Annotated in this window: 19 protein-coding genes; 6 read left to right on the top strand and 13 right to left on the bottom strand. The window is 61.7% G+C overall.

What is annotated here, in order from left to right; translation table 11 throughout:
* From FXB41_RS41590 to pgm, 6 genes are all read right to left on the bottom strand, one after another.
* Positions 1 to 465, bottom strand: coding sequence for a serine hydrolase domain-containing protein (locus tag FXB41_RS41590; RefSeq protein WP_283843478.1), 465 nt, complete (start codon positions 463 to 465; stop codon positions 1 to 3).
* A 55-nt stretch (positions 466 to 520) separates the two neighbouring features.
* A complete protein-coding gene (locus FXB41_RS41585; protein ID WP_219684447.1) occupies positions 521 to 1,201 on the bottom strand; it encodes a serine hydrolase in 681 nt (226 codons plus the stop codon).
* Between the two features lie 72 nt (positions 1,202 to 1,273).
* Positions 1,274 to 2,254, bottom strand: a complete 981-nt coding sequence (locus tag FXB41_RS30750; protein ID WP_219684446.1) for a PDR/VanB family oxidoreductase — start codon at positions 2,252 to 2,254, stop codon at positions 1,274 to 1,276.
* A gap of 10 nt (positions 2,255 to 2,264) precedes the next feature.
* The gene (locus tag FXB41_RS30745) at positions 2,265 to 3,017 is read right to left on the bottom strand and encodes a GntR family transcriptional regulator (RefSeq protein WP_007595257.1); all 753 of its coding nucleotides are present in this window, start codon (positions 3,015 to 3,017) and stop codon (positions 2,265 to 2,267) included.
* 6 nt (positions 3,018 to 3,023) lie between these two features.
* A complete protein-coding gene (locus tag FXB41_RS30740) occupies positions 3,024 to 4,073 on the bottom strand; it encodes an aromatic ring-hydroxylating dioxygenase subunit alpha (RefSeq protein ID WP_198957655.1) in 1,050 nt (349 codons plus the stop codon).
* A 294-nt stretch (positions 4,074 to 4,367) separates the two neighbouring features.
* A complete protein-coding gene (gene pgm, locus FXB41_RS30735; protein ID WP_219684445.1) occupies positions 4,368 to 6,014 on the bottom strand; it encodes a phosphoglucomutase (alpha-D-glucose-1,6-bisphosphate-dependent) in 1,647 nt (548 codons plus the stop codon).
* 143 nt (positions 6,015 to 6,157) lie between these two features.
* Here pgm and FXB41_RS30730 point away from each other — a divergent pair, with 143 nt between their 5' ends.
* Both FXB41_RS30730 and FXB41_RS30725 read left to right on the top strand, forming a co-directional pair.
* Entirely contained in the window at positions 6,158 to 7,300 is a 1,143-nt protein-coding gene (locus tag FXB41_RS30730) for an alpha/beta hydrolase family protein (protein WP_219684444.1), read from the top strand.
* Positions 7,301 to 7,397: 97 nt separating this feature from the next.
* Positions 7,398 to 8,204, top strand: coding sequence for a transglycosylase SLT domain-containing protein (locus FXB41_RS30725; RefSeq protein ID WP_219684509.1), 807 nt, complete (start codon positions 7,398 to 7,400; stop codon positions 8,202 to 8,204).
* Positions 8,205 to 8,436: 232 nt separating this feature from the next.
* Here FXB41_RS30725 and FXB41_RS30720 read toward each other — a convergent pair whose 3' ends face one another.
* Positions 8,437 to 9,249: a response regulator transcription factor gene (locus FXB41_RS30720; RefSeq protein WP_007595262.1), complete on the bottom strand. Its 813-nt coding sequence runs from the start codon at positions 9,247 to 9,249 to the stop codon at positions 8,437 to 8,439.
* Positions 9,250 to 9,497: 248 nt separating this feature from the next.
* On the opposite strand from FXB41_RS30720, the gene FXB41_RS30715 reads away from it, so the two are divergent.
* Positions 9,498 to 10,346 (top strand): MBL fold metallo-hydrolase, encoded by an 849-nt coding sequence (locus tag FXB41_RS30715; RefSeq protein WP_007595263.1) that lies wholly within the window; start codon positions 9,498 to 9,500, stop codon positions 10,344 to 10,346.
* A 30-nt stretch (positions 10,347 to 10,376) separates the two neighbouring features.
* Here the strand turns inward: FXB41_RS30715 and FXB41_RS30710 are convergent, their stop codons facing one another.
* From FXB41_RS30710 to FXB41_RS30700, 3 genes are all read right to left on the bottom strand, one after another.
* Positions 10,377 to 11,267, bottom strand: a complete 891-nt coding sequence (locus tag FXB41_RS30710) for an aldose 1-epimerase family protein (protein ID WP_219684443.1) — start codon at positions 11,265 to 11,267, stop codon at positions 10,377 to 10,379.
* Between the two features lie 74 nt (positions 11,268 to 11,341).
* Positions 11,342 to 12,754, bottom strand: coding sequence for a mannose-1-phosphate guanylyltransferase/mannose-6-phosphate isomerase (locus FXB41_RS30705; protein WP_219684442.1), 1,413 nt, complete (start codon positions 12,752 to 12,754; stop codon positions 11,342 to 11,344).
* 24 nt (positions 12,755 to 12,778) lie between these two features.
* Positions 12,779 to 13,786, bottom strand: a complete 1,008-nt coding sequence (locus tag FXB41_RS30700) for an NAD-dependent epimerase/dehydratase family protein (RefSeq protein WP_219684441.1) — start codon at positions 13,784 to 13,786, stop codon at positions 12,779 to 12,781.
* 307 nt (positions 13,787 to 14,093) lie between these two features.
* Here FXB41_RS30700 and FXB41_RS42190 point away from each other — a divergent pair, with 307 nt between their 5' ends.
* Positions 14,094 to 15,167 (top strand): glycosyltransferase family protein, encoded by a 1,074-nt coding sequence (locus tag FXB41_RS42190; protein ID WP_446479886.1) that lies wholly within the window; start codon positions 14,094 to 14,096, stop codon positions 15,165 to 15,167.
* A 1,490-nt stretch (positions 15,168 to 16,657) separates the two neighbouring features.
* Here FXB41_RS42190 and FXB41_RS30685 read toward each other — a convergent pair.
* Entirely contained in the window at positions 16,658 to 17,881 is a 1,224-nt protein-coding gene (locus tag FXB41_RS30685; protein ID WP_219684440.1) for an acyltransferase family protein, read from the bottom strand.
* Positions 17,882 to 18,882: 1,001 nt separating this feature from the next.
* Here FXB41_RS30685 and FXB41_RS30680 point away from each other — a divergent pair.
* Positions 18,883 to 19,173 carry a hypothetical protein gene (locus FXB41_RS30680; RefSeq protein WP_007595273.1) on the top strand — a complete coding sequence of 97 codons (291 nt, stop codon included), beginning with the start codon at positions 18,883 to 18,885 and terminating at the stop codon, positions 19,171 to 19,173.
* Positions 19,174 to 19,791: 618 nt separating this feature from the next.
* Positions 19,792 to 20,943, top strand: coding sequence for a glycosyltransferase family 2 protein (locus tag FXB41_RS30675; protein WP_007595274.1), 1,152 nt, complete (start codon positions 19,792 to 19,794; stop codon positions 20,941 to 20,943).
* Positions 20,944 to 20,984: 41 nt separating this feature from the next.
* Here FXB41_RS30675 and FXB41_RS30670 read toward each other — a convergent pair whose 3' ends face one another.
* Both FXB41_RS30670 and FXB41_RS30665 read right to left on the bottom strand, forming a co-directional pair.
* Positions 20,985 to 21,479: a thiol-disulfide oxidoreductase DCC family protein gene (locus tag FXB41_RS30670; RefSeq protein WP_007595275.1), complete on the bottom strand. Its 495-nt coding sequence runs from the start codon at positions 21,477 to 21,479 to the stop codon at positions 20,985 to 20,987.
* Positions 21,433 to 23,073 (bottom strand): hypothetical protein, encoded by a 1,641-nt coding sequence (locus tag FXB41_RS30665; protein WP_219684439.1) that lies wholly within the window; start codon positions 23,071 to 23,073, stop codon positions 21,433 to 21,435. The genes FXB41_RS30670 and FXB41_RS30665 overlap by 47 nt, the downstream gene beginning before the upstream one ends.
* Positions 23,074 to 23,241 lie beyond the last annotated feature (168 nt).

The raw sequence follows: 23,241 nt of genomic DNA, 5'->3' as shown, positions 1-23,241 counted from the left end.
TCACAGCAGGCTTGGCATCACGACATCGGTAATGATGCGCAGCGGCGGCAAATTGTTGTCCTTGGCGTTGTAGTTGCCTGCTGTGGTGACGACGACCAGATCGAGCCCGGGAAACACGGTCAGACGCTGACCACCATTGCCGGCGGCGTTCCAGAGACGCTGGTTCGAGCGCGATATCGTCGGTGTCTCCATGGTGAAATCCAGATTGTACCATTGATAGCCGTAATGGCGCTCTTCCGCGATGTGCACCAAAGGCGAAGTGCTGCGCGCGATCCATTCCGCGGGAACCACCGAACGGCCTTTCCAAACGCCACCGCGCAAAGTCAGCTCGCCGATCCGAGCGAAATCGCGCGGGGTCATCCGCAGGCCGGAAGCCGCGATCAGTTCACCGCCGTTGTCGGCGTACCAATCGGTCGGGCCGATACCGAGCGGGTCGAAAAGAACCTCACGCCCGTATTCATGCAGCGACTTGCCCGTGCCTCTGGCGATCAGCCGTCCCAGCAGCGCAGTGGCGCCACCATTAGACCCAGCGCTTGCCGGGCTCCATTATCATCGGCCGGTCGAGGATATATCGGTAGCGATCAGGCGCCATGTCCATGGCGGTCTCGCTGTTGGCCGGGTTGGTATAGGGCATCGCCTCGTTCCATTCGGTGCCCATTGTCATGGACAGCACGTGGTGGAGTGTCCAGCGGCTGCGAACCGGATCGGCTGCGAGATCCGCATATTCGGGAAAAGACGGCAGCAGTTGATCTTCGGGCGCCGGCACTTTGCCGGCGGCCAGCGCAATGCCATAGAGCAAGCCGACGACGCTTTTGGATGCCGAGCGCAAATCGTGAAGCGAATCCGGCTTGAACGACACCACGCCGATGGGCCGGCTTCCTCTCGCGGTGTCCTCGCCCTCGAAGTAGCGCTCGAAGACCAGCCGTCCATTGCGCACCACGATGACGCTGTGGAGATTCCAGACCCGCTTGTCGGCAATGGCCTTGTCGAGCCGAGCGTCCAGATCATTGGAGAATCCGGCTTCGCGCAACGAGGTCGGCTGCCATTCAAAACCCGCGACCGAACTCTCGCCAATCATCTGGCCGATCAACACCCCTCCTGCGCCCGTCAACATCCGACGTCGGCTTAATCCCAACTCATTCATGGTCAGGTCTCCAGGCTGCATTTGGCCACGGCGCAACCAGAACATGCCCGCGACCATGCCAAAGACTCGAAAATCATGAAAGACGCCATTGACCAGGTGTTGCCGCGGCGTCCCCGCCCCAGCTTCTCCTCAGACAGGATCCGCCCGCAGCAGCGTGTCCACCGTGATGGTGCCCCGGGCGCGGGAGACGCAGGCGCAGATCTTCTGGTTGCTTTGCTTCTGATGGTCGCTGAAGAAGACGTCGCGATGGTCGATCTCGCCGTCGATCGCGACCACGTCGATGGCGCACAGGCCGCATTCGCCCCGCTTGCAATCGTACATGACGTCGTGGCCGCTGGCGTTGAGCACGTCCAGCATCGAGCGCTCGCGTGGGATCTCCAGCTCGACATCGGAGCCTTTCAAGCGCACGCGAAACGTCTCGGTCGGCAGCGTGCCGCTGGAACCGAACGTCTCGTAGCGCAGATCGGGAAGCGGATGGCCGGCGCCGATCCAGGCGTGGCGCGCGGCATCCAGCATCCGCATCGGGCCGCAGAACAGCGCCAGCGCATCCTTGGGCACCGAGGCGAACAGGGCGTCGAGATCGAGCCGCTTGCCCTCATCGCTGGCGTGAACGACCAGGCGATCACCAAGCGTTGCGGCGAGATCGTCGAGATAGGCAGCCTCGGTGCGCGAGCGCACCGCGTAATGCAGCGTGACATCGGCGCCGCGCCGCGCCAGCGCCTGCGCCGCGCCGAGAATCGGGGTGATGCCGATGCCGCCGGCGATCAGGCAGTAATGTTGGCGCGCCCAGTCGACTGCGAGCAGCGAGGCGGGCGTCGTGATGTCGAGCCGCGCGCCCGGCTGCAACGACCACATATAGCGCGAGCCGCCACGCGAGTCCTCGGCGCGGCGCACCGCGATCCTTAAACCCCGCGACGACGCTTCCCCGACCAGCGAATAGGACCGCGTCTCGGGCTGCCCGTCGATGGTGACGCTGATATTGATGTGGCTGCCGACCGGATAGGCGGCGCCGTCGAACTGGTCCGGCCGGATCAGGAATTCGCGGATGCCCGGCGCGAGATCGCGCGTCGAGACGAGCGTCGCCGGACTCCAGGTTTCGATGAAGCGCATGACACTCCCCTCAATCGGTTGCGGACTTGATCAGCGCGAGCGCCGGCAGCAGGTCGAGATGGGTTCGGTTGCGTAGCGCAAGCCGCAGATTGCGCACCGCGAGCCGCGCATGCTCGCGCATGACCGCTTCGGCGCGGGCGCCTTCGCGGTTCTCGATGGCGTCGATCACGACGCGGTGGTGCTCCTGCCCGATGATCAGGATCTGCTGCGCCTCGGGCAGCGCGGACTGCGCCATCACGAAACCGCTTGGGGATGCAAACGGCAGCGACGAGGCGCGGTCGATCTGCCGGATCAGCGGCGGGCTTCGCGACAATTCGGTGAGCAGGGCGTGGAAGCGCGCGTTCAGCGTGACATAGGACGAGAACGCATCCACCGAGATCGGGACCTGGCGCAACAGCTCGTCGATCGCGGCAAGGCACTCCTTCAGCGGCTCGAGCTCGCGCGCGGACACGCCGCGCTCGGCGGCAAAGCGCGCGGCGAGCCCTTCCAGCGTGCCGCGCAGCTCGATGGAATCGGAGATGTCGCGCTCGGAGAACGCCTTCACCATGAAGCCGCCGGAGGGAATCGCCTCCAAGAGGCCCTCCTCCTCCAGCCGCACCAGCGCCATGCGCACCGGGGTGCGCGAGGCGCCGGTGGTCTCCACCGCCTGGAGCTCGGAGATGCGCTCGCCCGGGCGCAACGAGCCCGAGAGGAGCTGGTCGCGCAGCGCGAGCTGCGCCTTCACGGTCTGCGAGACGGAGCGGTCGACCTCACGCTCGGCCATGTCGGCTTACTCCGCAGCCTGGAGGTGCTGCGGCGGGTTTTCCTTTGCCACCATCTTGTCGATCAGCTTGCGCGTCCACATCGCGCCGGCGTCGATGTTGAGATTGTAGAAGATGCGATCCGGGTTCTCGTCCATCGCGCGCTGCTGCGCCTCGAGGATCAGCTCGTCCTCGTGGAAGATGCCGGAGACGCCCTCGCGGATCTCGGTGGTGATGCGCTGCTCGCCGAGCTGATAGTTGCGCACGAAGGCCCAGAAATAGTGGCAGGTCTTCTCGGTCTCTGGCGTGATGGTGTTGAGCACGAAGCCGTTGACGCCCTGCGAGCGGTCGCCTTCCGGCGCGCCGGTGCCGGTCGGCGCCACGCCGACGTCGATGGCAATGGTGCACGGCGCTTCGAAACGGATGATCTGCCAGCGGTCGACGAGTCCGGACTTGCCGAGTTGTTTCGCCCAGAACGGCGGCGCCTCGATGCCGCGCATCCAGCGCGTCACCGTCACCGTCTTCTCGCCATGGGTGACGTCGAACGGCGCCTCCGCGACCGCCTCGTTGCCGATGGACGAGCCGTGCACGAAGGTCTCGTGGGTGAGGTCCATGAGATTGTCGAGCACGAGGCGGTAGTCGCAATTGACGTGGATGGTCTTGCCGTCGCCGGCCCAGGCCGGGTCGTGATTCCAGTGCAGGTCGGGCACCAGCGCGGGATCGGCCAGCGCGGGATCGCCCATCCAGAGCCAGATGTAGCGGTGACGCTCGACAACGGGATAGGCGCGCACACAGGCCGACGGGTTGATGGTCTCCTGCGAGGGCATGAAGGTGCAGCGCCCTTGCGCGTTGTATTTCAGGCCGTGATAGCCGCAGACGACCGTGTCGCCTTCGAGCCGTCCCTTGGACAGCGGCACCAGGCGGTGCCAGCAGGCATCCTCCAGCGCGGCGACCGAGCCATCGGCCTTGCGGTACATCACGACGTGCTTGCCGCAGATCGTCCGCGGCAGCAGCGCCGGCTTGACGTCGGCGTCCCAGGCGGCGGCATACCAGGCGTTCATCGGGAAGGGTTTTGTCACCGGTCTCACTCCCAGAGCTTATGAATACGTTATGTATACAATAGCGGGGGAATGGAATCGTTCAAGGGCGAATATGGCGTATTATAATACCTTAAAGTGAAATGCTGTATACATCAAAAAATCCACGGTCATTCCCCGCGAAAGCGGAGAATCCAGTACTCCGCGGCAGACGTTGGGTTCACACAACTTCCGCCGCGGAGTACTGGATCGCCCGCCTGCGCGGACGATGACACCGAGCATACGGCGCTCTCCCCCCGGAGAAGCGCGAGAAGCGGCACCTGCCGCTGGAGTGTTCTACGCCCCGAACACCTTCGCCAACCCTGCCTGAGCCTCCTGCTGAATCGCCTTCAGGTGCTCGGGGCTGCGAAAACTCTCCGCGTAGATCTTGTAGACGTCCTCGGTGCCTGACGGCCTGGCGGCGAACCAGCCGAAATCGGTTTCGACCTTGATGCCGCCGAACGGCTGGCCGTTGCCGGGCGCCTTGCTCAGGGTGGCGCGGACGGGGTCACCGGCGAGATCCTTCAGGCCGAGCTGCTCGGGCGTGACGGACTTCAGGATGTTCTTCTGCGGTGTGGTCGCGGCGACGTCGATGCGCGCGTAATGCGGCACGCCGAACTCGGCAGTGAGGTCGTTGAAGAGCTGGCTCGGATCGCGGCCGGACTTGGCCATGATCTCGGCCGCGAGCAGGCCAAGGATGATGCCGTCCTTATCGGTGGTCCACACCGTGCCGTCGCGGCGCAGGAACGAGGCGCCTGCACTCTCCTCGCCGCCAAAGCCGAAGCCGCCCGAGAGCAGGCCGTCGACGAACCATTTGAAGCCGACCGGGGTCTCGACCAGCTTGCGGTCGAGTTTTTTCGCGACGCGGTCGATGATCGAGCTCGACACCACGGTCTTGCCGATCGCGGCGTCCCTGCCCCAGTTCGGGCGGTGCGCGAACAGATAGAAGATCGCGGTCGCGAGGTAATGGTTCGGATTCATCAGGCCGCCGGTGCGCGTCACGATGCCGTGGCGGTCGGCATCGGTATCGTTGGCAAACGCGACGTCGAAGCGGTCGCGCATCGCGATCAGGCTCGCCATCGCGTAAGGCGAGGAGCAGTCCATGCGGATCTTGCCGTCCCAATCCACCGTCATGAAGCGGAAGGTCGGGTCGATCGCCTCGTTCACCACGGTCGCCTTCAGGCCGTAGCGCTCGATGATCGGATGCCAATAATGCACGGCGGCGCCGCCGAGCGGATCGATGCCAATGTTGACGCCGGCGGATTTGACCAGGTCGAGATCGACGACGTTGCCGAGGTCTGCGACATAGGGTGTGACGTAGTCATAGGCGTGGACGTTCGCAGACCTGCGCGCCCTGGCGTAGTCGATGCGGTTCACGCCCTTGAGGCCGTCGGCGAGATAGGCATTGGCCCGCTTCTCGATCACGGAGGTCGCATCGGTGTCGGCCGGTCCGCCATGCGGCGGATTGTATTTGTAGCCGCCGTCCTCGGGGGGATTGTGCGAGGGCGTAACGACGACGCCGTCGGCAAGGCCCGAGGTGCGGCCCTTGTTGTAAGTCAGGATCGCATGCGAGATCACCGGCGTCGGCGTGTAGCCGCCGTCCTTGTCGATCATGATGTCGACGCCGTTGGCCGCGAACACCTCGACGGCGCTGACCAGCGCAGGCTCGGCCAGCGCATGGGTGTCGATGCCGATAATGAGCGGACCGGTCAGCCCCTTTTCACGTCGGTAATCACAGATTGCCTGCGTCGTCGCGAGGATATGGCCCTCGTTGAAGCTAGTCTTGAACGAGGTGCCGCGATGGCCGGAGGTGCCGAACGCCACCCGCTGCGCGGGATCCGCGACATCCGGCTTGCCGGCGAAATAGGCCGTCACCAGCCGCGGAACGTTGGTGAGCGCGTCCGGCGAGGCCTGCTTGCCCGCCGCGGGATGAACATCAGCCACTGGATATACCTCGTCTGTCGTCAGAGATTGCGCGATACCATAGCATCGGCCAAGCCCCCGCCAAGAGCACAACACCCGCAATGGGGCGGCCGTTCCTGGGATCATGCTATGGTCTTTCCGATCGGGGCTTTTCGAGTCGGGGCATGACGCTGTTTCAGAGGCTCTTGGTTGTTCTGATGGCTTGGCTTGCGACGGCCGGCATCGTGCCCGATGCGATGGCCGCGGAGTTCTACACCGAGGATTTGCGTATCCCGATGGTCGAGGCTGGACCGCAGGGGCTGGAGGCGTTCCTGGTCCGGCCGGCCGGGACCAAGCGCTATCCGCTCGCGCTGCTCAGCCACGGTTCGCCGCGCAGTTTCGACGATCGCGCGACGATGTCCGCGCACAAATATTACGGCATCGCTCTCGAATATGCCCGGCGCGGCTTCGCCGCGCTGATCGTGATGCGGCGCGGCTACGGCACCTCGCCCGGTGGGCGCGTCGACAGCGTCGGCGGCTGCGCCAATGCCGCTTATCTGCCGGCCGCGGCGGTCGCGGTGGCGGATTTGCGCGCGGCGATCGATGCGATGGTGCGCAGGGCCGACGTGACCACCTCGGGCATGATCGCGGCCGGTCATTCTGCCGGCGGGTTCGCCACCGTCGCCCTGACCGCGCAGGCGCCAGCGGGTCTCGTTGCCGCGATCAGCTTTGCCGGCGGGCGCGGCTCGCGCGACGACGACGATGTCTGCAATCCCGACGGGCTGGTGCAGGCCTTCGCCACGTTCGGCAAAACCTCGCGCGCGCCGATGCTGTGGGTCTATGCCGCCAACGATTCATACTTCGGTCCCGAACTCGCGCGGCGCCTCCTTGACGAATTTCGCGCCAATGGCGGCAACGCGAAATTCGTCGCAGCGCCGCCTTACGGCGACGATGGCCACTACCTCTATTCGGTCGTGAGCCGTCCGCAATGGACGCCGTATCTCGACGCCTTCCTGCGCGAGCGAGGTCTCGGCCACGATGTCCTGAGCCCGCCTGATCCGCTCCCGCCGCCGGGCCAGCTCAGCGAGGCCGCGCGCGCCGAGTTCGCGCGCTATCTTACCAGCACGATGCCGCACAAGGCCTTTGCGGTGTCGCCGAACGGCGGTTACGGCTGGCGTTCGGGGCGGGCAACGGTAGACGACGCCCAGCGCGATTCACTTGCCGCCTGCACAAAATGGTCGCCCACCTGCACGCTCTATGCGGTCGACGACAAATTGGCCGGGGCTGCGCCAAGCATATCAACCGACCAGAGCTCGCGGTCGCGATAGCCTCGCTGCGCCGCCGGCCGCTCGCGCCGTCCGGGCCGGGCCGTCCCCCGGGCCGCCAGAAAATCGGTTGTTAACTCGAAAGATATAATACGTGTCCATGCTGCGGGATCGAACACACATCAATGCCCGCGCGACGTGGACACACGTTGCGATCGCTGTGCTTTGGTTGGCATCCACCTCCGTGTACGCCCAGAACGACGTGGAACCGGCGTTGGCGGCTGGCGGTCACAATGCAGATCTCGGCGCCGGAGAGACGCCGGCCTCGCGGGCGGCAATCCGAAAAATCATCGAAAGAGAAACGGCCAAGACCGATCTGCCCCCGGACATCGCGGAGGCCGTCGTCTTCGTTGAAAGCGGATACAATCCGGGCACCATCGGCGCCGTCGGCGAGATCGGCCTCATGCAGGTTCGGCCCGAAACGGCAGCGATGCTTGGATTTCGGGGAAATAACGCAGAACTCGCAGAGCCCGATATCAACATCCACTACGGCGTTCTCTATCTGAGCCGCGCATGGCGCCTCGCAGGCGGGGACCTTTGCCGTGCCCTGATGAAATATCGAGCAGGTCACGACGAGGAGTCCATGACTCCGCGCTCGCAGGTCTATTGTCATCGCGCCCGCAACCGTCTGGTCTCCATGAACTCGACGAATGTAGGAAACCAGGCTGCGGCCGTCACAGATGTGGCACCGGCGCCAACAGCGACACCCACCGTCTCGACGTCCGCGCACAATCAGAAGTCAGCGCATAATCAAAAAACACCGGCACAGCCGAAGGACGTTTACGCGCGTTACCGCCAAGGCACGGCCGCGGCGAGCAGGGCATATTGGGCAGCACAGGAAGCCCGGGTTCGCCTCATCAAGGCTCGCGTCGAAGCCAAGTGGAAACGGGTCGCATCACGCCAATAGAATTAGAGTTGCTTGCCTTGAGACGAGCAGCGGTTGGACGAACGACATTTTTGAAACCGAACTTTGAAACCGAACGTGAATAGAGATCATGCACAATAGTTTGAGAGTTTTGTTTGCAATCGTCGCGACCGGCGCCGTGGCGCTGTCCGCCTTTCTCGCCATTCGGTTCCTCGTCGGTTTCAGTGGTTGAACCCGATGGCGCAGCCGGCACGATTTCGTGCTGCGCCTCCGTCTAGAGCCGCTCGCTCAGGGCGAGCTTGTAGCCGACGCCGGTGACCGTGGTGATGACGGGCGTGCCGCTGCCGACGAGCTTGCGGCGCAGCCTCGCCACCAAGGCATCGACGGTGCGGATGTCGACCTCGGCCTGGCGGTTGCTGACGACCTCGATCAGATAGTCGCGGCTAAGCGGCCTGCCGTCGGCGCCGACGAGTGCCGCGAGCAGGTCGAATTCGGCGCGTGTCAGCGCCACCGGCTTGCCGTCGCTGCCGAGCAGCTCGCGCCGCGTCAGGTCGATGATCCAGTCGCCGAACGCGATCGAATTGTGGGTGCGCGCCGCCTTGCGGTCGATCGAGCGCCGCCGCAGCACGCTTCGCGCGCGCGCGAGCAGGTCGCGCAAATTTATCGGCTTGGTAACGTAGTGGTCGCCCGCGACCTCGAGGCCGAGGATGCGATCGACGTCGGTGTCGCGGCGGGTGACGAAGATGATGCCCGCATTGCTGGTCGCCTGGATCTCCTTGGCGAGATCGAAACCGTCGCCGTCGGGCAGTTGCACGTCGAGGAAGACGAGATCGGTCCGCATCCGCAGCGCCTGGCGGCATTCCGCGCAGGAGCCGGCGCCGACCACGTCGAAATTGTTCTCGCTGAAATAACCGACCAGCATCGTCCGCGTCACCGGATCGTCCTCGACGACGATCAGTCGCTCGCGGCCGGCGACACGCAATTCCTGAACTGCGGAATCAGCCACGATGTTGGATGTCCTGTGTGCTTGCGGGCCGACCTGGAAGCTCAGGTCGCCGAGCGCGCCGCCCTGTGAACGTACATTCACGACTTGTTCGAGCCCCCTCGAATTGCCTGCTGCAATACTAGGCGCGTTAGCGCGCCCAAACAACATTGGTCACGATCCAGCTGGATTAAGTATGAATTGGCCCACACTTCTCATCTCGCGCAGCATGTTCGAGGGCCCCGTACGCGCGGCTGTTGTGCGGGCTGAAGCCCATCCCGCGGCCGCTTGCCACGCCAAGAGCTTCAAATCTACTGTGGCGTCCCGAAAAGTCTGCCCCAGGAGGTGGCGCCATGGAAGTCATCCTGCTCGGCACCGGCGGCCCGCGCCCGGACCCGCGCCGCATGGCGACGACCACGCTGATCAGGCTCGGCGAGGAAAATATCCTGATCGACGCAGGCCGCGGCGTCATGGTGCAGCTCAGCAAGGCCGGCGTGCCGCTCGGCTCCATCAACACGGTGTTCCTTACTCATCACCATTTCGACCACATCGGCGACCTCTACGACGTGATGCTCAATTCATGGTTGCACGGGCGCAAAGACGATCTGCGCATCTATGGACCGCCGGATACCGAACGGCTCGTCAATACGCTCGTCACGCAGGTCTACGACAAGGACATCGCCTGGCGCGATCAGGGCGAGCCGAGCTTCGGCGGCTGGAAACCTGTCGTCGCGACCGACATTATAGCGGGCCCCGTTCTCGACACCGGGCGCTGGAAGATCAGCGCCGAACTCGTCTCGCATGGCGACGGCCTCGACATGTCACCGGCCTTCCTCGCACGCTGGATGTGTCTCGGCTACCGCTTCGAGGCCGAGGGCAAGGTCATCGCAATTTCCGGCGACACGGTGCCCTGCCCCGGTCTCGAGCGGTTGGCTGAGGGGGCCGACCTGCTGGTCCAGTGCTGCTTCCTCGCCACGCCGGAGATCGACAACGAGCACCTACGCCGGCTTGCGAAATTCACGATGGCCTGCGGCGATACAGTCGGCAAGGTCGCGGCCAAGGCCGGCGTCAAGAAGCTCGCGCTGACCCATCACCGGCCTCGCACCGACGATTCCATGCTGAACGCGCTGCTCGTGGACGTCAGGCGGGACTACTCGGGTCCTGTCGTGCTCGGCGAGGACCTCACACGGATCGAGGTCTGAGAACTTGAGATGTGCGAACGCCGTCCGGCCTCAGGCCGATCCAACCTCAACCCGAAATGACAATCGCTCTTCCGTTCCGGGCGCGATGTGCATCAGACCCGGCTTGTCGCTGAACTCTCCGTCGAAATCGGCCGGAGTGGCATAGCCGCGCCAGGGCTCGATGCAGAGGAACGGCGCGCCCGACGGTTTCGACCAGACGCCAAGCTCGCGAAAGCCGTCCCATGACATTTTCAACCACGGCCCGGTGGACGCCCCCTGCTCGGCGGCATAGCGGACCGAATTGCTCGCGATCCGATCGAAGATGATTGCGTCGTCGACGAACAAGGATTCGGACAAGGGCAACACGGAGCCTTTGATCGGGCTCGGCTCCGTTGCCGGACGCAGCAAGCCGCCGTCGAGTCGGCGGACGGGAGATGGTTCTGAGTTCGCGAAGCTCAGCGCGTAGCTCTCCTTCGCCAGTCCCGGTTGGAGCGGCCAGTTGAAAGCGGGATGGCCGCCGAGCGAGGCCGGCAATATCTCCTTGCCGGTGTTCGCGACCGTGAGTGAAAGATCGAGACCGGATTCGTCGAGCGCATAGGTTGCCGTCAGACGGAACGCGAAGGGGTAGAGCGCGCGCGTCGTCTCGCTGTCTTCGAGCACCAGGACACAGCGACTTTCGCCACGTTCCGCCCACGCAAAGCGGCTGTCACGCGCGAAGCCGTGCTGGGTCATCCGGTAGGTCCTGCCCCGGTGCCGCAATTCGTCATTGGCGAGACGCCCGACGATGGGAAACAGCAGCGGCGCATGGCGCGGCCAGGCCGGCTCCGCCTGCCAGACGAACTCGATGCCGGCATCGCTCGCCAGCGAACACATCTCAGCGCCCTGCGCCTTGATAATGGCCGTGAGCCCACCGCTGCGGATCGTGTGCGTATCGTCGGTCATAACAGCCTGTTCAGATCATCGCAGTTCGCAGGACAATTTCCAAATGTTCGCGGAATGTTGGAGAGACACTCTGCTCACGACCTTTGATAGTCGTCTTCAATCCGGATGATGTCGTCTTCCCCGAGATAGCTTCCCGTCTGGACCTCGATCAGCTCCAGCATGATTTTACCGGGGTTCTCCATCCGGTGCACCGCGCCCATCGGGATGTAGATCGACTCGTTCTCGTGCACGCTTTTGACGGTCTCGTTGACGGTGACGCGGGCCGTGCCGCGGACGACGATCCAGTGCTCGGCGCGATGATGGTGCTTCTGCAGCGACAGACGTCCGCCCGGCTTGACCACGATGCGCTTGACCTGGTGGCGCTCGCCATTGTCGACCGATTGGTAGCTGCCCCAGGGCCGATGCACTTTGAGATGCTCCTCGGTGACCTTCGGCGCGACCGCCTTGAGTTTTGTGACCAGCCGCTTGAGCCCGTTGGCATCCTTCTGGCGCGAGACGAGAACCGCATCGGCAGTCGCAACCACGATGAGATCGTCGACGCCTTCGAGCGCGACCAGCGCGGCATCGGTGGTGACGTTGCAGTTGCGGCTATCTTCGAACACCGCGGCGCCATGCGAAGCATTGCCTTGCGCGTCCTTGTCCGACAATTCCCACACCGCGTGCCAGGAGCCGACGTCGGACCAGCCGCACGACACCGGCACCACCGCGGCGCGCGCGGTCTTCTCCATCACCGCATAGTCGATCGAGATCGCCTTGGCCGCGCCGAACGCCTCGGGCTCCAGCGTCACGAAGCCGAGATCGCGGCCGGCATTGCTAACGGCATTGGAAATCGCCTCCACGCTTGCCGCATCGACCTTGCGGTATTCGTCGAGCAGGACGCTGGCCGGGAACATGAAGTTGCCGCTGTTCCAGAGATAGCCGGAATTGACGTAGTCGGCCGCCTTCACCGCATCCGGCTTCTCGACGAAGCGCGCGACCGCGTGCACCTCGCCGGAGATGACCTCGCCCGGGCGGATATAGCCGTATTCGGTCGCCGGCCGCTCTGGCTTGACGCCGAACGTGACGATGCGCCCGGCGCTCGCGGCGGTGAGGCCCTGGCGGCAGGCCGCGACGAAGGCGGCATTGTCCTGCACGACGTGGTCGGCGGCGAGCGCGAGCACGATCGCTTCACTCGAACGGTTCTGTGCGAACACCGCGCCGGCTGCGATCGCCGGGCCGGAATCGCGCCGCATCGGCTCGAGGATCACGTCGGCCTCGATGCCGATTTCGGCGAGCTGCTCCAGCACCATGAAGCGGTAGGAGGCATTGGTGATGACGATCGGGCGATCGAACAGCGAGGCCTCCGAGACGCGCAACAGCGTGTCCTGGAAGGTCGAGCGGGTGCCGAACAGCGGCAGGAACTGCTTGGGCCGCACCTCGCGCGAAGCCGGCCACAGCCGCGTTCCGGCACCGCCGCACATGATCAGGGGGATAATTTTTTGGGACACGTGTGAGCTACTCAAGAGAGGGGTTTATACGCGGTGATAATTTCGATACCATTCGACAAAGCGGCCCAAGCCATCCGCCAACGGCGTCGAGGGCGTGAAGCCGACGTCGCGTTGCAGGGCCGAAATGTCGGCGCGCGTCTCGAGGACGTCGCCAGCTTGCATCGGCAAAAGCGTGCGGATCGCGGGCTTGCCGATGATCTTCTCCAGTGTCTCGACGAACTCGATCAAATTGACCGAGCAATTGTTGCCGATGTTATAGACGCGATACGGCGCATAGCTCGACGAGTTTTCTGGCTGCTCGGCGTTCCACGCGGGATTCGGCGTCGCGGGCCGATCGAGGGTGCGGATCACGCCCTCGACGATGTCGTCGACATAGGTGAAATCGCGCCACATATTTCCATGATTGAAAAGCTTGATCGGCTCACCCGCAAAGATCGCGCGCGTGAAGAGCCAGGCGGCCATGTCGGGCCGGCCCCATGGACCATAGACAGTGAAGAAGCGAAGGCCGGTCACCGGCAGCTTGTGAACATGTGCGAACGTGTGCGCCATCAGCTCGTTGGCCCTCTTGCTCGCGGCATAGAGACTGACCGGATGATTGACCGAATGCTCGGTCGAATATGGCAAGGTGCGATTGGCGCCATACACGGAGCTCGACGAGGCGTAGACGAGATGCGCCAGGCCGTGGCGCCGGCCGGCTTCGAGCACGGTGACGAAGCCATCACAATTGGCGCGGATGGTGGTGATGGGATCGTCGATCGAAGCGCGCACGCCGGGCTGCGCCGCAAGGTGCACCACGCGGTCGGGCGAGACCTCGTCGAACACACGCGCCACCGCAGCGAAGTCTGCAAGATCGATCTCGTGGAATGTGAAGGCGTCATGCTTGAGCGTCTCGAGGCGAGCGCGCTTGAGCGCCGGATCATAGTAGGGAGTTACTGCGTCGATGCCGACAACTCGTTCCCCGCGCGCAAGCAAGCGCTCGCAGACATGCATGCCGATGAAGCCGGCAGCGCCGGTAACCACCACGGGGGCCAAAATAAACTCCGTTGTCCGTCCTCATATACCGCATTGCCAGACTGAACCGGTAGAGGCAAGGGTTCAGCATTGGAGAACAGCCGCCTCGCATCGGCAACCTTAATGCCGGGCGCTTCGGTTGTCAGCCTTCCCAATTAACCAGAAGGGGCGCCCTCTGCCTGCGGACGCAACATCGGACGCGCGTCCATAAAAGGCTGCCCGCTGCCCGGCAAGACTTTCAACAAGTGTTCCCCGGGAGCACCGAACGAACAGCGCGATCACGCGACCGATGTCGTCATAATTCCGTGCCTTCGGGCTGCTTCTTTCCGTGCTCACATTTGGTTCGAAAGCACACATCGCGACCACGCTTTATGGCATCGACAACCCGAACGGCACAAAATTGAAGCATTTCATCAACGGCCGCTTTCTCTCGCAAAAGCTGACCGGCGTTCAGCGTTATGCCGCCGAACTGGTCAAAGCGATCGATGCCCTGCTTGCGTCCGACCAATCGCCCGCTGCCCTCAAAGGAGCCGAGTGGCAATTGCTCGTGCCGAGCGAGACGAGCGAAGCGATCAAACTCACCCGCATCAAGGTCCACAAGATAGGACGGCTGAGCGGACATGCCTGGGATCAGATTGAACTCGCGCGCGCTGCCGCTGGAGGTCGCCTGATCAGTCTAGCCAATGCCGGACCCGTCTTTCATCGCGATCATATCGTCGTCATCCACGACGCACAGGTCTTCCGCCGGCCCGATTTCTTCAATTGGCGCTATTTGGCCGTCCACCGAACGATGGGTTGCCTGCTTGCACGCCGGGCCACGATCGCGACCGTATCAGCCTTTTCTCGCAATGAACTGGCTGCAATGCTTGGCCTTTCGAAAACGGACATTCCGATATTCCCAACAGCGCAGAGCATTTCGAAATCCACAACGCCCGATCCCAGTTGGAAACAGCAGCGGCGCATGGCGCGGCCAGGCCGCCTCTGCCTGCCAGACGCACTCGAGGCCGGCATCGCTCGCCAGCGAACACATCTCCGCGCCTTGCGCCTTGATGGTCGCGGTGAGCCCGCCGCTGCGGATCGTGTGGGTGTTTTCGCTCGTCTGCGAGCCATACCCGCACGCCGGCCGGCAACGGGATCATCGTGGCCGTCCATCAGTCAGCGCTGCCACGACTGCGCTCAGCGTCGCCGCGTCAACTGCGCCCGTGATCCGCATCCGAGCCCCGGCCGAGAACTCAATCTCGATCGCACCGCAGCTTCCGGAGGGCGCAGTCAACGATCGCCGGTCGGGCGCAATGGACACTGCCGCAAAACGGACTTCGCCATCCTGCCGCTGCATCGGCTCCGGGCCGCAAGGCCGCCTGTGCGCGCCTGCCCCCGCCAAGCCGTAACCAGATTGCGGTGAACGTCATGTGGCCGAGCGACCTCGACAACAGGTGGCCCCAGGCGCCAGACTCTCCTCCACAATCCGAAGCTTTTCGGCACTTGTCCACCGCCGTCGCCGCTCTGGACCGGATAGAACCGTAACCGTCGTCCCGTTTGCTCAGTTGCTTGCGAATTAATGAGCAAATCATCTCACGCTCGAACCCGATCCGGGAAGGCGGCCTCCACCCGAGGCATACCTTTCGCGTGGACTTTGCCGAGGGTGGATAATGCGAGCGCACAAAGATCAGTTCCGCTTGCGACTGCGACGCAGCAACCGTGACAGTGCAGCTGAGCTCAGCTCCAATTCGATCGAAAGAAATGGGGCAGCTGTTCGGCAACACGCATACTCTTTTGGAGGAGCCGAGCCGCCAGTTTGGAGGGCCTGCGGCCCTCATATTGGTTCCGAGCTGACTATCGCAAAATGCGAAGAAAATCGGGTTGCAATCGATCAAATCATTTCGTTTGATACTGGGACAACCTTTAAAACTGAAGCACTAGAGCGGTTGTTTTCCGGCCCGCTACCCAGACTCCCCATTTTGCTCGTCCTTTTTCAGCAGGTAGTCATTTCCAGGCAGCTATGAGTAATCGAAGTCAAGTTTATAGTCGTTCGGCTATTCTGCGTCAGAGAGTTCAGAGGCTGGTCACTCTCCTTACGGAGCTGCAGAGACTCCGTCACCGGGTGCAACGGCTCAAAGAGAGAAGGCGTGAAAGTCGAGGTCGCGCCAAAGGCGTGAGTCGCAGAAGACATTCCCGGCGCTAGCGGACCTGCCGGGTCCGCGCGAGCCACCAGGTGTCGATTCCAAGAGTTGCAGAATCCAAGGTGGCGCCAACCCCAGCGGATGGACCCTCGCATTTTGCCAGTGTGACATAAGCGAGAGCTATTGCATCACCGCAGTTACGACGTGCCACCGCGCGATTGTTCGAAGATCCGGATCAAAGTCATCTGTCACGAGCCGATTTAGCCACGTCCGCTGCCCATCAGCTCCGACGCCCTCGCCTCAAGCCCCTCAAGGGAGACCTCGCCTCAAGCTTTTGACCGCGGTTTCGTGCCGCTCGAGCGAGGTCTCGCCCGAATTCAGCAACTTCCCAACCTTGCTCAGCCATCGTTTCAGGTCCCGAGCAATGTCCGTGATTGTCGCCACCTACATTTCTAGCCAGAAAGCCAACGTCCCGGCTCGCTGCTGATCCAAGCGCACAAACGCGCGCTTACCAGCAATCAAGTACTCACGCCCACCTCTGATAGAGGAAGTGCAGCTTGAGGTTTCCGCACAGTCAAAACATCAGCAAGGGCAGCGCGATTTCGATGGCAGCTGGCGATACTCCGCCGCAGTAAGCCAGATCTAGTGAAGGCTACGAAAGGCAGCGCAACGACGACACCGGCCGCGAGAAGTGGAAACCAAATAGCAAATTAGCGACCCGAACCCGATATGCCAATGGCGGCATCGCACGTGTTCCAATAGAAATTGTCTTTCAGGACGATGCAGAGGCCTTAGAGTCGGCATGATCACCAATGAATCCCTGATTGCCGGGGACCTCGTTGGATTTTGTGTTGCGCAACAAGAACAAAGCCCTCCAATCACGCTGATGGCCAAACTCAATATAGCGGTAGCTCAAAGCACTCAGCGCGATCACTATCGTGAGATATGGCAATGATAATCGAAGCGTGTCTTTTAACGAAGAGGTATCAGGCGGGATCATTTCAACCATAATGGCCGAATGCCACGCATAGATGCTGTAGCACATGCATCCGACGACTTGGACTGGCCATGCTTCGAACAAGCGATTTGCGGACCAGGCCCCGCACAAGACCGCCAGCAGCAGCATGGAAAACCCGGCGCAAAAGATCGTGGCATAGAGAATGCTCACAGCCCAGGGGCCGTTATCCTTGAGATATATGGCGGCAATCATCAGCAGCAGTCCGGGCAGCAGCCCGCGCGACTGAAATCTCCTGGCTGAAACGCTGTCCCTGGACTTGACGTAGAGATCGCAAGCCAACATTCCGAAAATGAACTGATAACACGACCCGAATATTCCGCCCACAAACGGGCGAAACATCCCAATCCGATCCACCGCGATAAGATGCCCAGCCACCACGAAAGCTGAGCAGATGACGACGCTCGACAGCAACAGCCATCCAAGGCCGATGCGCGCGATCAGAAGAATCAGCAGCGGAAACAAAAGGCTGAACCAGATTTCAACGCCTACGGACCACAATACCGGATTGGAGGGGGGCATAAACCCATGTGGCACGAAAATGAAAAGCGTAGATAGAAGCCCGCCGAGCTCCAAATACCACGCGTGCGATCCAGCAGGCGACTTGGCATGGAGTGCAACCGTCACCAGGACGACCGTATAATAAAGCGGAAGCAACCGGACTGCGCGATGCCAATAAAAATGTGTGAAGTCGGCGAGCCGATCGATGGTTCGCTTCTTTGTGCGATAGGGCAGGTACAGAACGAATCCGGAGAGCACGAAAAAGATATTTACGCCGAGGAAGCCGTGCTTCGCGACAATGGCTAGGAAACCGTTCGGATCAAGTTCTCCGGGAAACGCCGGCGCGCTGGATGTGAACGGAACAAGCAAGTGAAAAAGAATCACCATCATGATGGCGAGTCCGCGAAAACCGTTGACGGCCCCGATTTTCTGCGCGGGGCTGTCGGCTATGATGGTGGAACCTGGGGATTGCAATGACAAGACGGCGATCTCAATGTTCGTGGCTTCCTGTTGCGATGCTCGCTACGTTGAGCGAGCTGTCAATAAATGGCTGTCGCATCACTTTCGAGGGCGATGCCAGACGGAGGGCACATTGACCAGCAACTAGGCTCAGGCGAGCACAGCCCAACTCGGACTCGGCGAACGACGTGCCTTCAAATCGTCAATTACGGCAGCTATCAACGATAGGATAAAGACGGCAGCAGGTTGACTGTGAGGCAGAATTATGAGCGGACACGTATAGTTTAATGGGAGGCCTCCTCATCATATTCGTTCTGCTCGCGATTGGCTTCGCTGCCGGCTATGCCACGCGCGAGCTGATCTCTCGTAAGCGGCACACTGAGTACTTGAACTTGCAACCCTACGTTTCCCCCGTGCTCAGAACCAGGCAACCGTCTTCGGATGAAAGCACCAGGACGCGATCCGCCTCATCCCATCCCGCAATGCCTGAGCGGACGAGCCATGACATGCCTCAGTCGTTTCAAGGCATATCCGTCGGGGAGCCGAACCCAGTGAAACCCGCCCGGCCTGCCGGCGCAAACTTGCGTCTCATCGAGCCTCCTTTGTCTAAGCCCGACACGCGATCTTTGGAGTCCGTGGAGATTGAGCAGAGCCTCGAAGAACTGGTCGGGCTCCTGCTGCGCAAAAAACAGGAAAGGTAGGCCGCTCGCCCTCCCGGGGCGTGTTGGTCACAAGTCTCTTGCGGCATCTGCGGGTCGGCCCGTTGCCAGGTCGACCACTTCGCGTCGAAGAATTAAACCCCTGGAACAAAGCACCAGATTTCGGAGAGACTGGGGTCAAAGGAACCGGGCCAATGGCCGAACACGTTCCGGGAAAGAACCGCCCGCCCGCAGCGCAGCGGCAGGCGCACCAAAGACTGGCGTCCGCTGCGCAAAAGTGGTATGTGTTTAGCGGTTCTGTGGCTACAATACGGCCTGTCATGCGTCCGGAACATCTCTGGTGCAAGAGCAGGAGGGCAGATTTTGATCGTGCTGATGATTGCCAGCGCCGTGGCGGGAGTTGTTCTGGGGCGATTTCTTCGCGCATACGCGCTTATTCCCGCAACGGCGCTGATCCTAGTTGCATCGTGGTATTTGGGCCTCGAGCAGGGTTTCGCCACGGGCGCGATAGCATTCGTCGCTGGCGCGGTGATTTTGCAAGTCGTCTATTGCGCGAGCCTGCTGATCTATCTGCTCATCGCGAACCTCTCGGTGCTCGACCAGGTGCAGTCGGAGGCATCACCGCAGATGCCTGAATCGCAAATTGCCTTCTAGTCAGCCCCTATCATAAGCGGCCAGCGAGGATGTTGTGCTCTTAGCCGGTTCATTGACACATCCTCCTGTAGAAGCTCCGCACCTGATTAATTACCATGTAGATCATCCCGCAGGGCCGCATTCCTGGTGGTGTGCTTGTGAGCGCGCTTCGTTTACGCGGCATGATCCCGCGCACGAGTGATGCTCCGCACAAGCTGGTGGCCAAGCGCTAATCTGCTCAACCGAAAGATCTCCTGCACCCAACTGAATACGCGTGTGAATGCGTGGCGGAGGCTCCTTCCTTTGACTTTGATGTCAGCTCCTTGAAACTTCAGTGGCTGTGTTGCACAAAATCAACTGGCGCAAATGCTTTCGGACGAGACGAATGCGCAACAAGCTGCCGCGACACATCACTGTATGCTCAAGACGTTTGGGAACGAATGGCGATGCAATTTATTTAGAACCGGCGCGAAGCCGCCGGCCGATATTCCTCGATTGCAAAGAAGAGGCGCACATTGTCCCTCACCACGGCTTATGAGGCTAGATCAACCCGTTGGGACATCGTGACCGTCCATAGCACCTATATTCGCCTTCTTTTATCGAAAATAATGCAGATGTGATCGGTTGGCTGGACACTCTATGGAATTGCTGGCGAGAGCAGCGGCGGGCGGGAACCGCGCGCAGAACGCGTTACAACAGTCGATTGTAAGGGGTCAAGCGGCTGTCGTGACGCCAACGCGATCACGGACCAAGCAGCGCCCCGATCCGGTCATTCACCGGATCGACACCCGGCCGCTCGACTTCGGCGCCGATGAGATCGTGGCTGTCGGCAAGCTCCGGAACGAGATGCTGCGATTACCCGATTTCCTGCGCCATCATCGCCGGCTCGGGGTCGGACGTTTCCTCGCAATCGACGACCGTTCGGATGACGGCACGCGAGCATTCCTGCTCGATCAGCCGGACGTTCACGTGTTCGAGATCCGGGAGCCCTTTGCAGAATCAAGTGGTGGCGCGCGTTGGACCAGCGCCGTGCTCGACCAATTCGCGCCAGGACGGTGGGCGCTGACGCTCGACGCCGACGAACTCTTTGTCTACCCCGGCTGCGAAAATTTTGATCTTCGATGGCTGTGCCGTTATCTGGAGAGCGTCGGCGCTGATTGCATGACCGCGGAGATGGTCGATATGTATCCACGCTGGCTCGGCGGTCCGGAACGCTACCATGCCGGCGAGAGCCTCGTCGCTTTCTCCTCCTACTTCGATTCCGATACCTATGTGAAGCGCCGTCGGCGCGGCTTTCCGACCAGCTACCTGGTGGGTGGTGCGCGAGCGAGGCTGTTTTATGACGAACCGATGCCGCCGAAGATCGCGCTTTACGACGCACTTGTACAGTTGCTTGAGCCATATGGGCTGGCGCGGCTGCTGCCTGCAGTTAACATCACGCGCTGGCAGCCACCGCTGCTCACTAAAGTGCCGTTCGCGCGCTGGTTGCCTGGCCGGCGCTATATCGCCGCCGGTCACCTGATGGCTCCGCCAGGCAAGCCAGGCGACGTCACAGGCGCCCTGCTCCATTTCAAATTTCTCCACGACTTCACCGATAAGGTCGCAATCGCGGTCCGTGAGGGGAACTACTATCTCGGATCGGTCGAGTATCAACGCTACGCGGAGCGGCTCGATCAGAATCCGTCATTCGAACTCATCTATCCCAAAAGCCTGATCTACCAATCATCCGACGATCTTGTCCGCTGCGGTCTGATGCGTCTCTCTCCGGCCTACCAGGCCGCGATGCGATAATCCTGACGCACAGGAGTCGCGCTGGAGCCTTCCTCCAATCGTCACCGGACCCCGTCGTCGTGCTTGATGTCTTCGTCGGAAGGACCGACCGGTATCCGCTGCTCTGGAGCATTGATTTCAACGATCAGCTTGCGGCCGAGAACTCGAAGGAGAAGCTTCCTTCCGCGCACCAGCGCCGGATAAAGTGCCCTTGCGAGGCGTGGCCGGGAGAACACGAGTCGATTGAGGCGATTGAAGACTGTCGCCTTGCCGGCAAGCGTTGCCAGCAGATGCATTGCATCGGCCCCATGGTAATGCTGCCCACGCCAGCGAACCACCATGCCTTCATTGAAATCGAGGTTGCGCGCGCGGATATCGCCTATGATTGGATGCTCCGAACGCGCGTCGATCAGGTGAATGCGCTGCCCACGTTCCCGCAACTGGTACAGCAGAACATAGCGACTGCATAACGGGCATTCGCCGTCATAGACCACCCAGATATCGTCATCGCTATGGGGCAATTCGATAATCCGTTCGCTTCCGAACGTCGCGCACAAGCTTGCCCTCCACCAGACCGAGGCATACTGAGTCCACCACATAGTGATAGGCGACAATATCGTCCATGGTCAGCTTGTTGAATTCTCCATACAGCCATGGATTGGAGAGCATGTGGTGCGGATAGGCATAGAAGCTGTTGTTGTCCTTCACCCAGGGATAGACACGGAAAAAGCGATCCGTCTCGCGCACTAATTTTTCCACCGCCTCCATGGCTACGCCTGTGTCCTGGCGCGGAAGCATCTCCGGGCCGCAGGTAGTCGCGTCGTGCCAAGTCGCAAGATCGTGGTTGTTGCCGCCAACGCGAGCCCGGAAATGATTCTCAGGGATGTACATGGTTCCGGTTCCGATCATGTACGAGTAGATACCGAAATACGTGGAAGGCGCGAGAATCTGGCGACCATCCCGAGTCTCGACGAAAAGCCGCGGGCTCGCCAGCTTCGGCCCGTCCAGCCATCCAAGGTAATTGGTGTAGAAGAAGAGCCGGCCACAGATGATTGTCACGACCATCACAACCTTCATCGCCGGGGTAAACCCACCACGTGGCAGCGTGCGTGCCGCGGCTACGATGAACAGGTTGAGCGCAATCCAGAAGAAGAACAGAGCCCCGAGCGTGAAGTACACGCCGATGTGGAAGATGTCGAACAGCAGGCAGAAGAACGACAGCACGCGCGTCGAGATCGCACCCAGCGGCGACAGGAGCTGGGCACCCAGCACGAAGACGTTGAAGATCAGCTGGTTGCTCGCGATCGCGTCCCAGATCGTCTGCAACGCGCCCGGCCATAGGCCGAGAGGGGCGTCGCCGCGTTCCAGTCCCATCAGGATTGAGGTTTGCGTGGGATTTGCGAGCAGCCAGGTCCATGGCTTCTCGCCACCAGCCTGCAGCTTTGAGATTCCCGACCAAAAATAGCTGCCGAGATGCGCCCCGACGGCGCACGCCCAAATCAAGCCATAGGTGCGATCGCGAAGCTGCGTCACGTTGTCTGCGGAAGCGAACAGTGTGCGCAGCCGCGGCACGCGATCGATCACCGGGGCGCTGGTGAGGACGATCGTGCCGAGCACGCCAAGGACGACGAAGTTACCGATGTCGAGCATGCCGAGATAATCGGTCTCGGTCACGAAGATGCTGGACACGACGCTCACCATTTCGCGCCATGCATGATAGAAGTAAAACAGCGGCAGCAGAAATGAAGGTCGCCAGATCGCGGCTATTCCTGCCACAACCGCAAGCACCGCACCGTAGCGGAAGAACAGTGTTTTGTCGCTCGAGCCGAACAGGATGTTGGGAGGCCCCGCAAAAGGCCCCAATGAATCGAACAACAACTGCACGAAGATCGCCATTCCGATCGCGACGGCCGTGATCCGCAATGGCGGCGAGAAATCACGGTAGCGAATGGAGTTGAAGGCGAGCGCGCCGGCAAATGCCAAGCAAACCAGCACCAGTGCGTAAATGTCAGACCAGCGCGCGAGATGCGTGACGGCCCGCCGCGAAATCGCCGAAAGAATGACGGCTACTGCAAGGAGGAAGAGAGGTCCCGCAAGTGACGTGACGCCAGACCGGGTTCCCTGCCGTGATGCAACGGTATACAACGTCATCCCGTCTCGAACTCCGGTGCTTCGCCATCGAGATCAACCGAACATATAGAATCAGCAGCGGTCTGCAAACATCGCAAGCGCATGTTGCCTTTCCCCTGGCGTGAGTGCTCACAAAATCATCTCACGGGAACCTCAGCACTGCGAATTGAAATAGGACACACTGCGGGC

This window comes from Bradyrhizobium canariense (assembly GCF_019402665.1).
GTDB lineage: Bacteria > Pseudomonadota > Alphaproteobacteria > Rhizobiales > Xanthobacteraceae > Bradyrhizobium > Bradyrhizobium canariense.
Note: the sequence above shows the minus strand (reverse complement) of the source record. Positions and strands in the feature narration are given on the sequence as shown.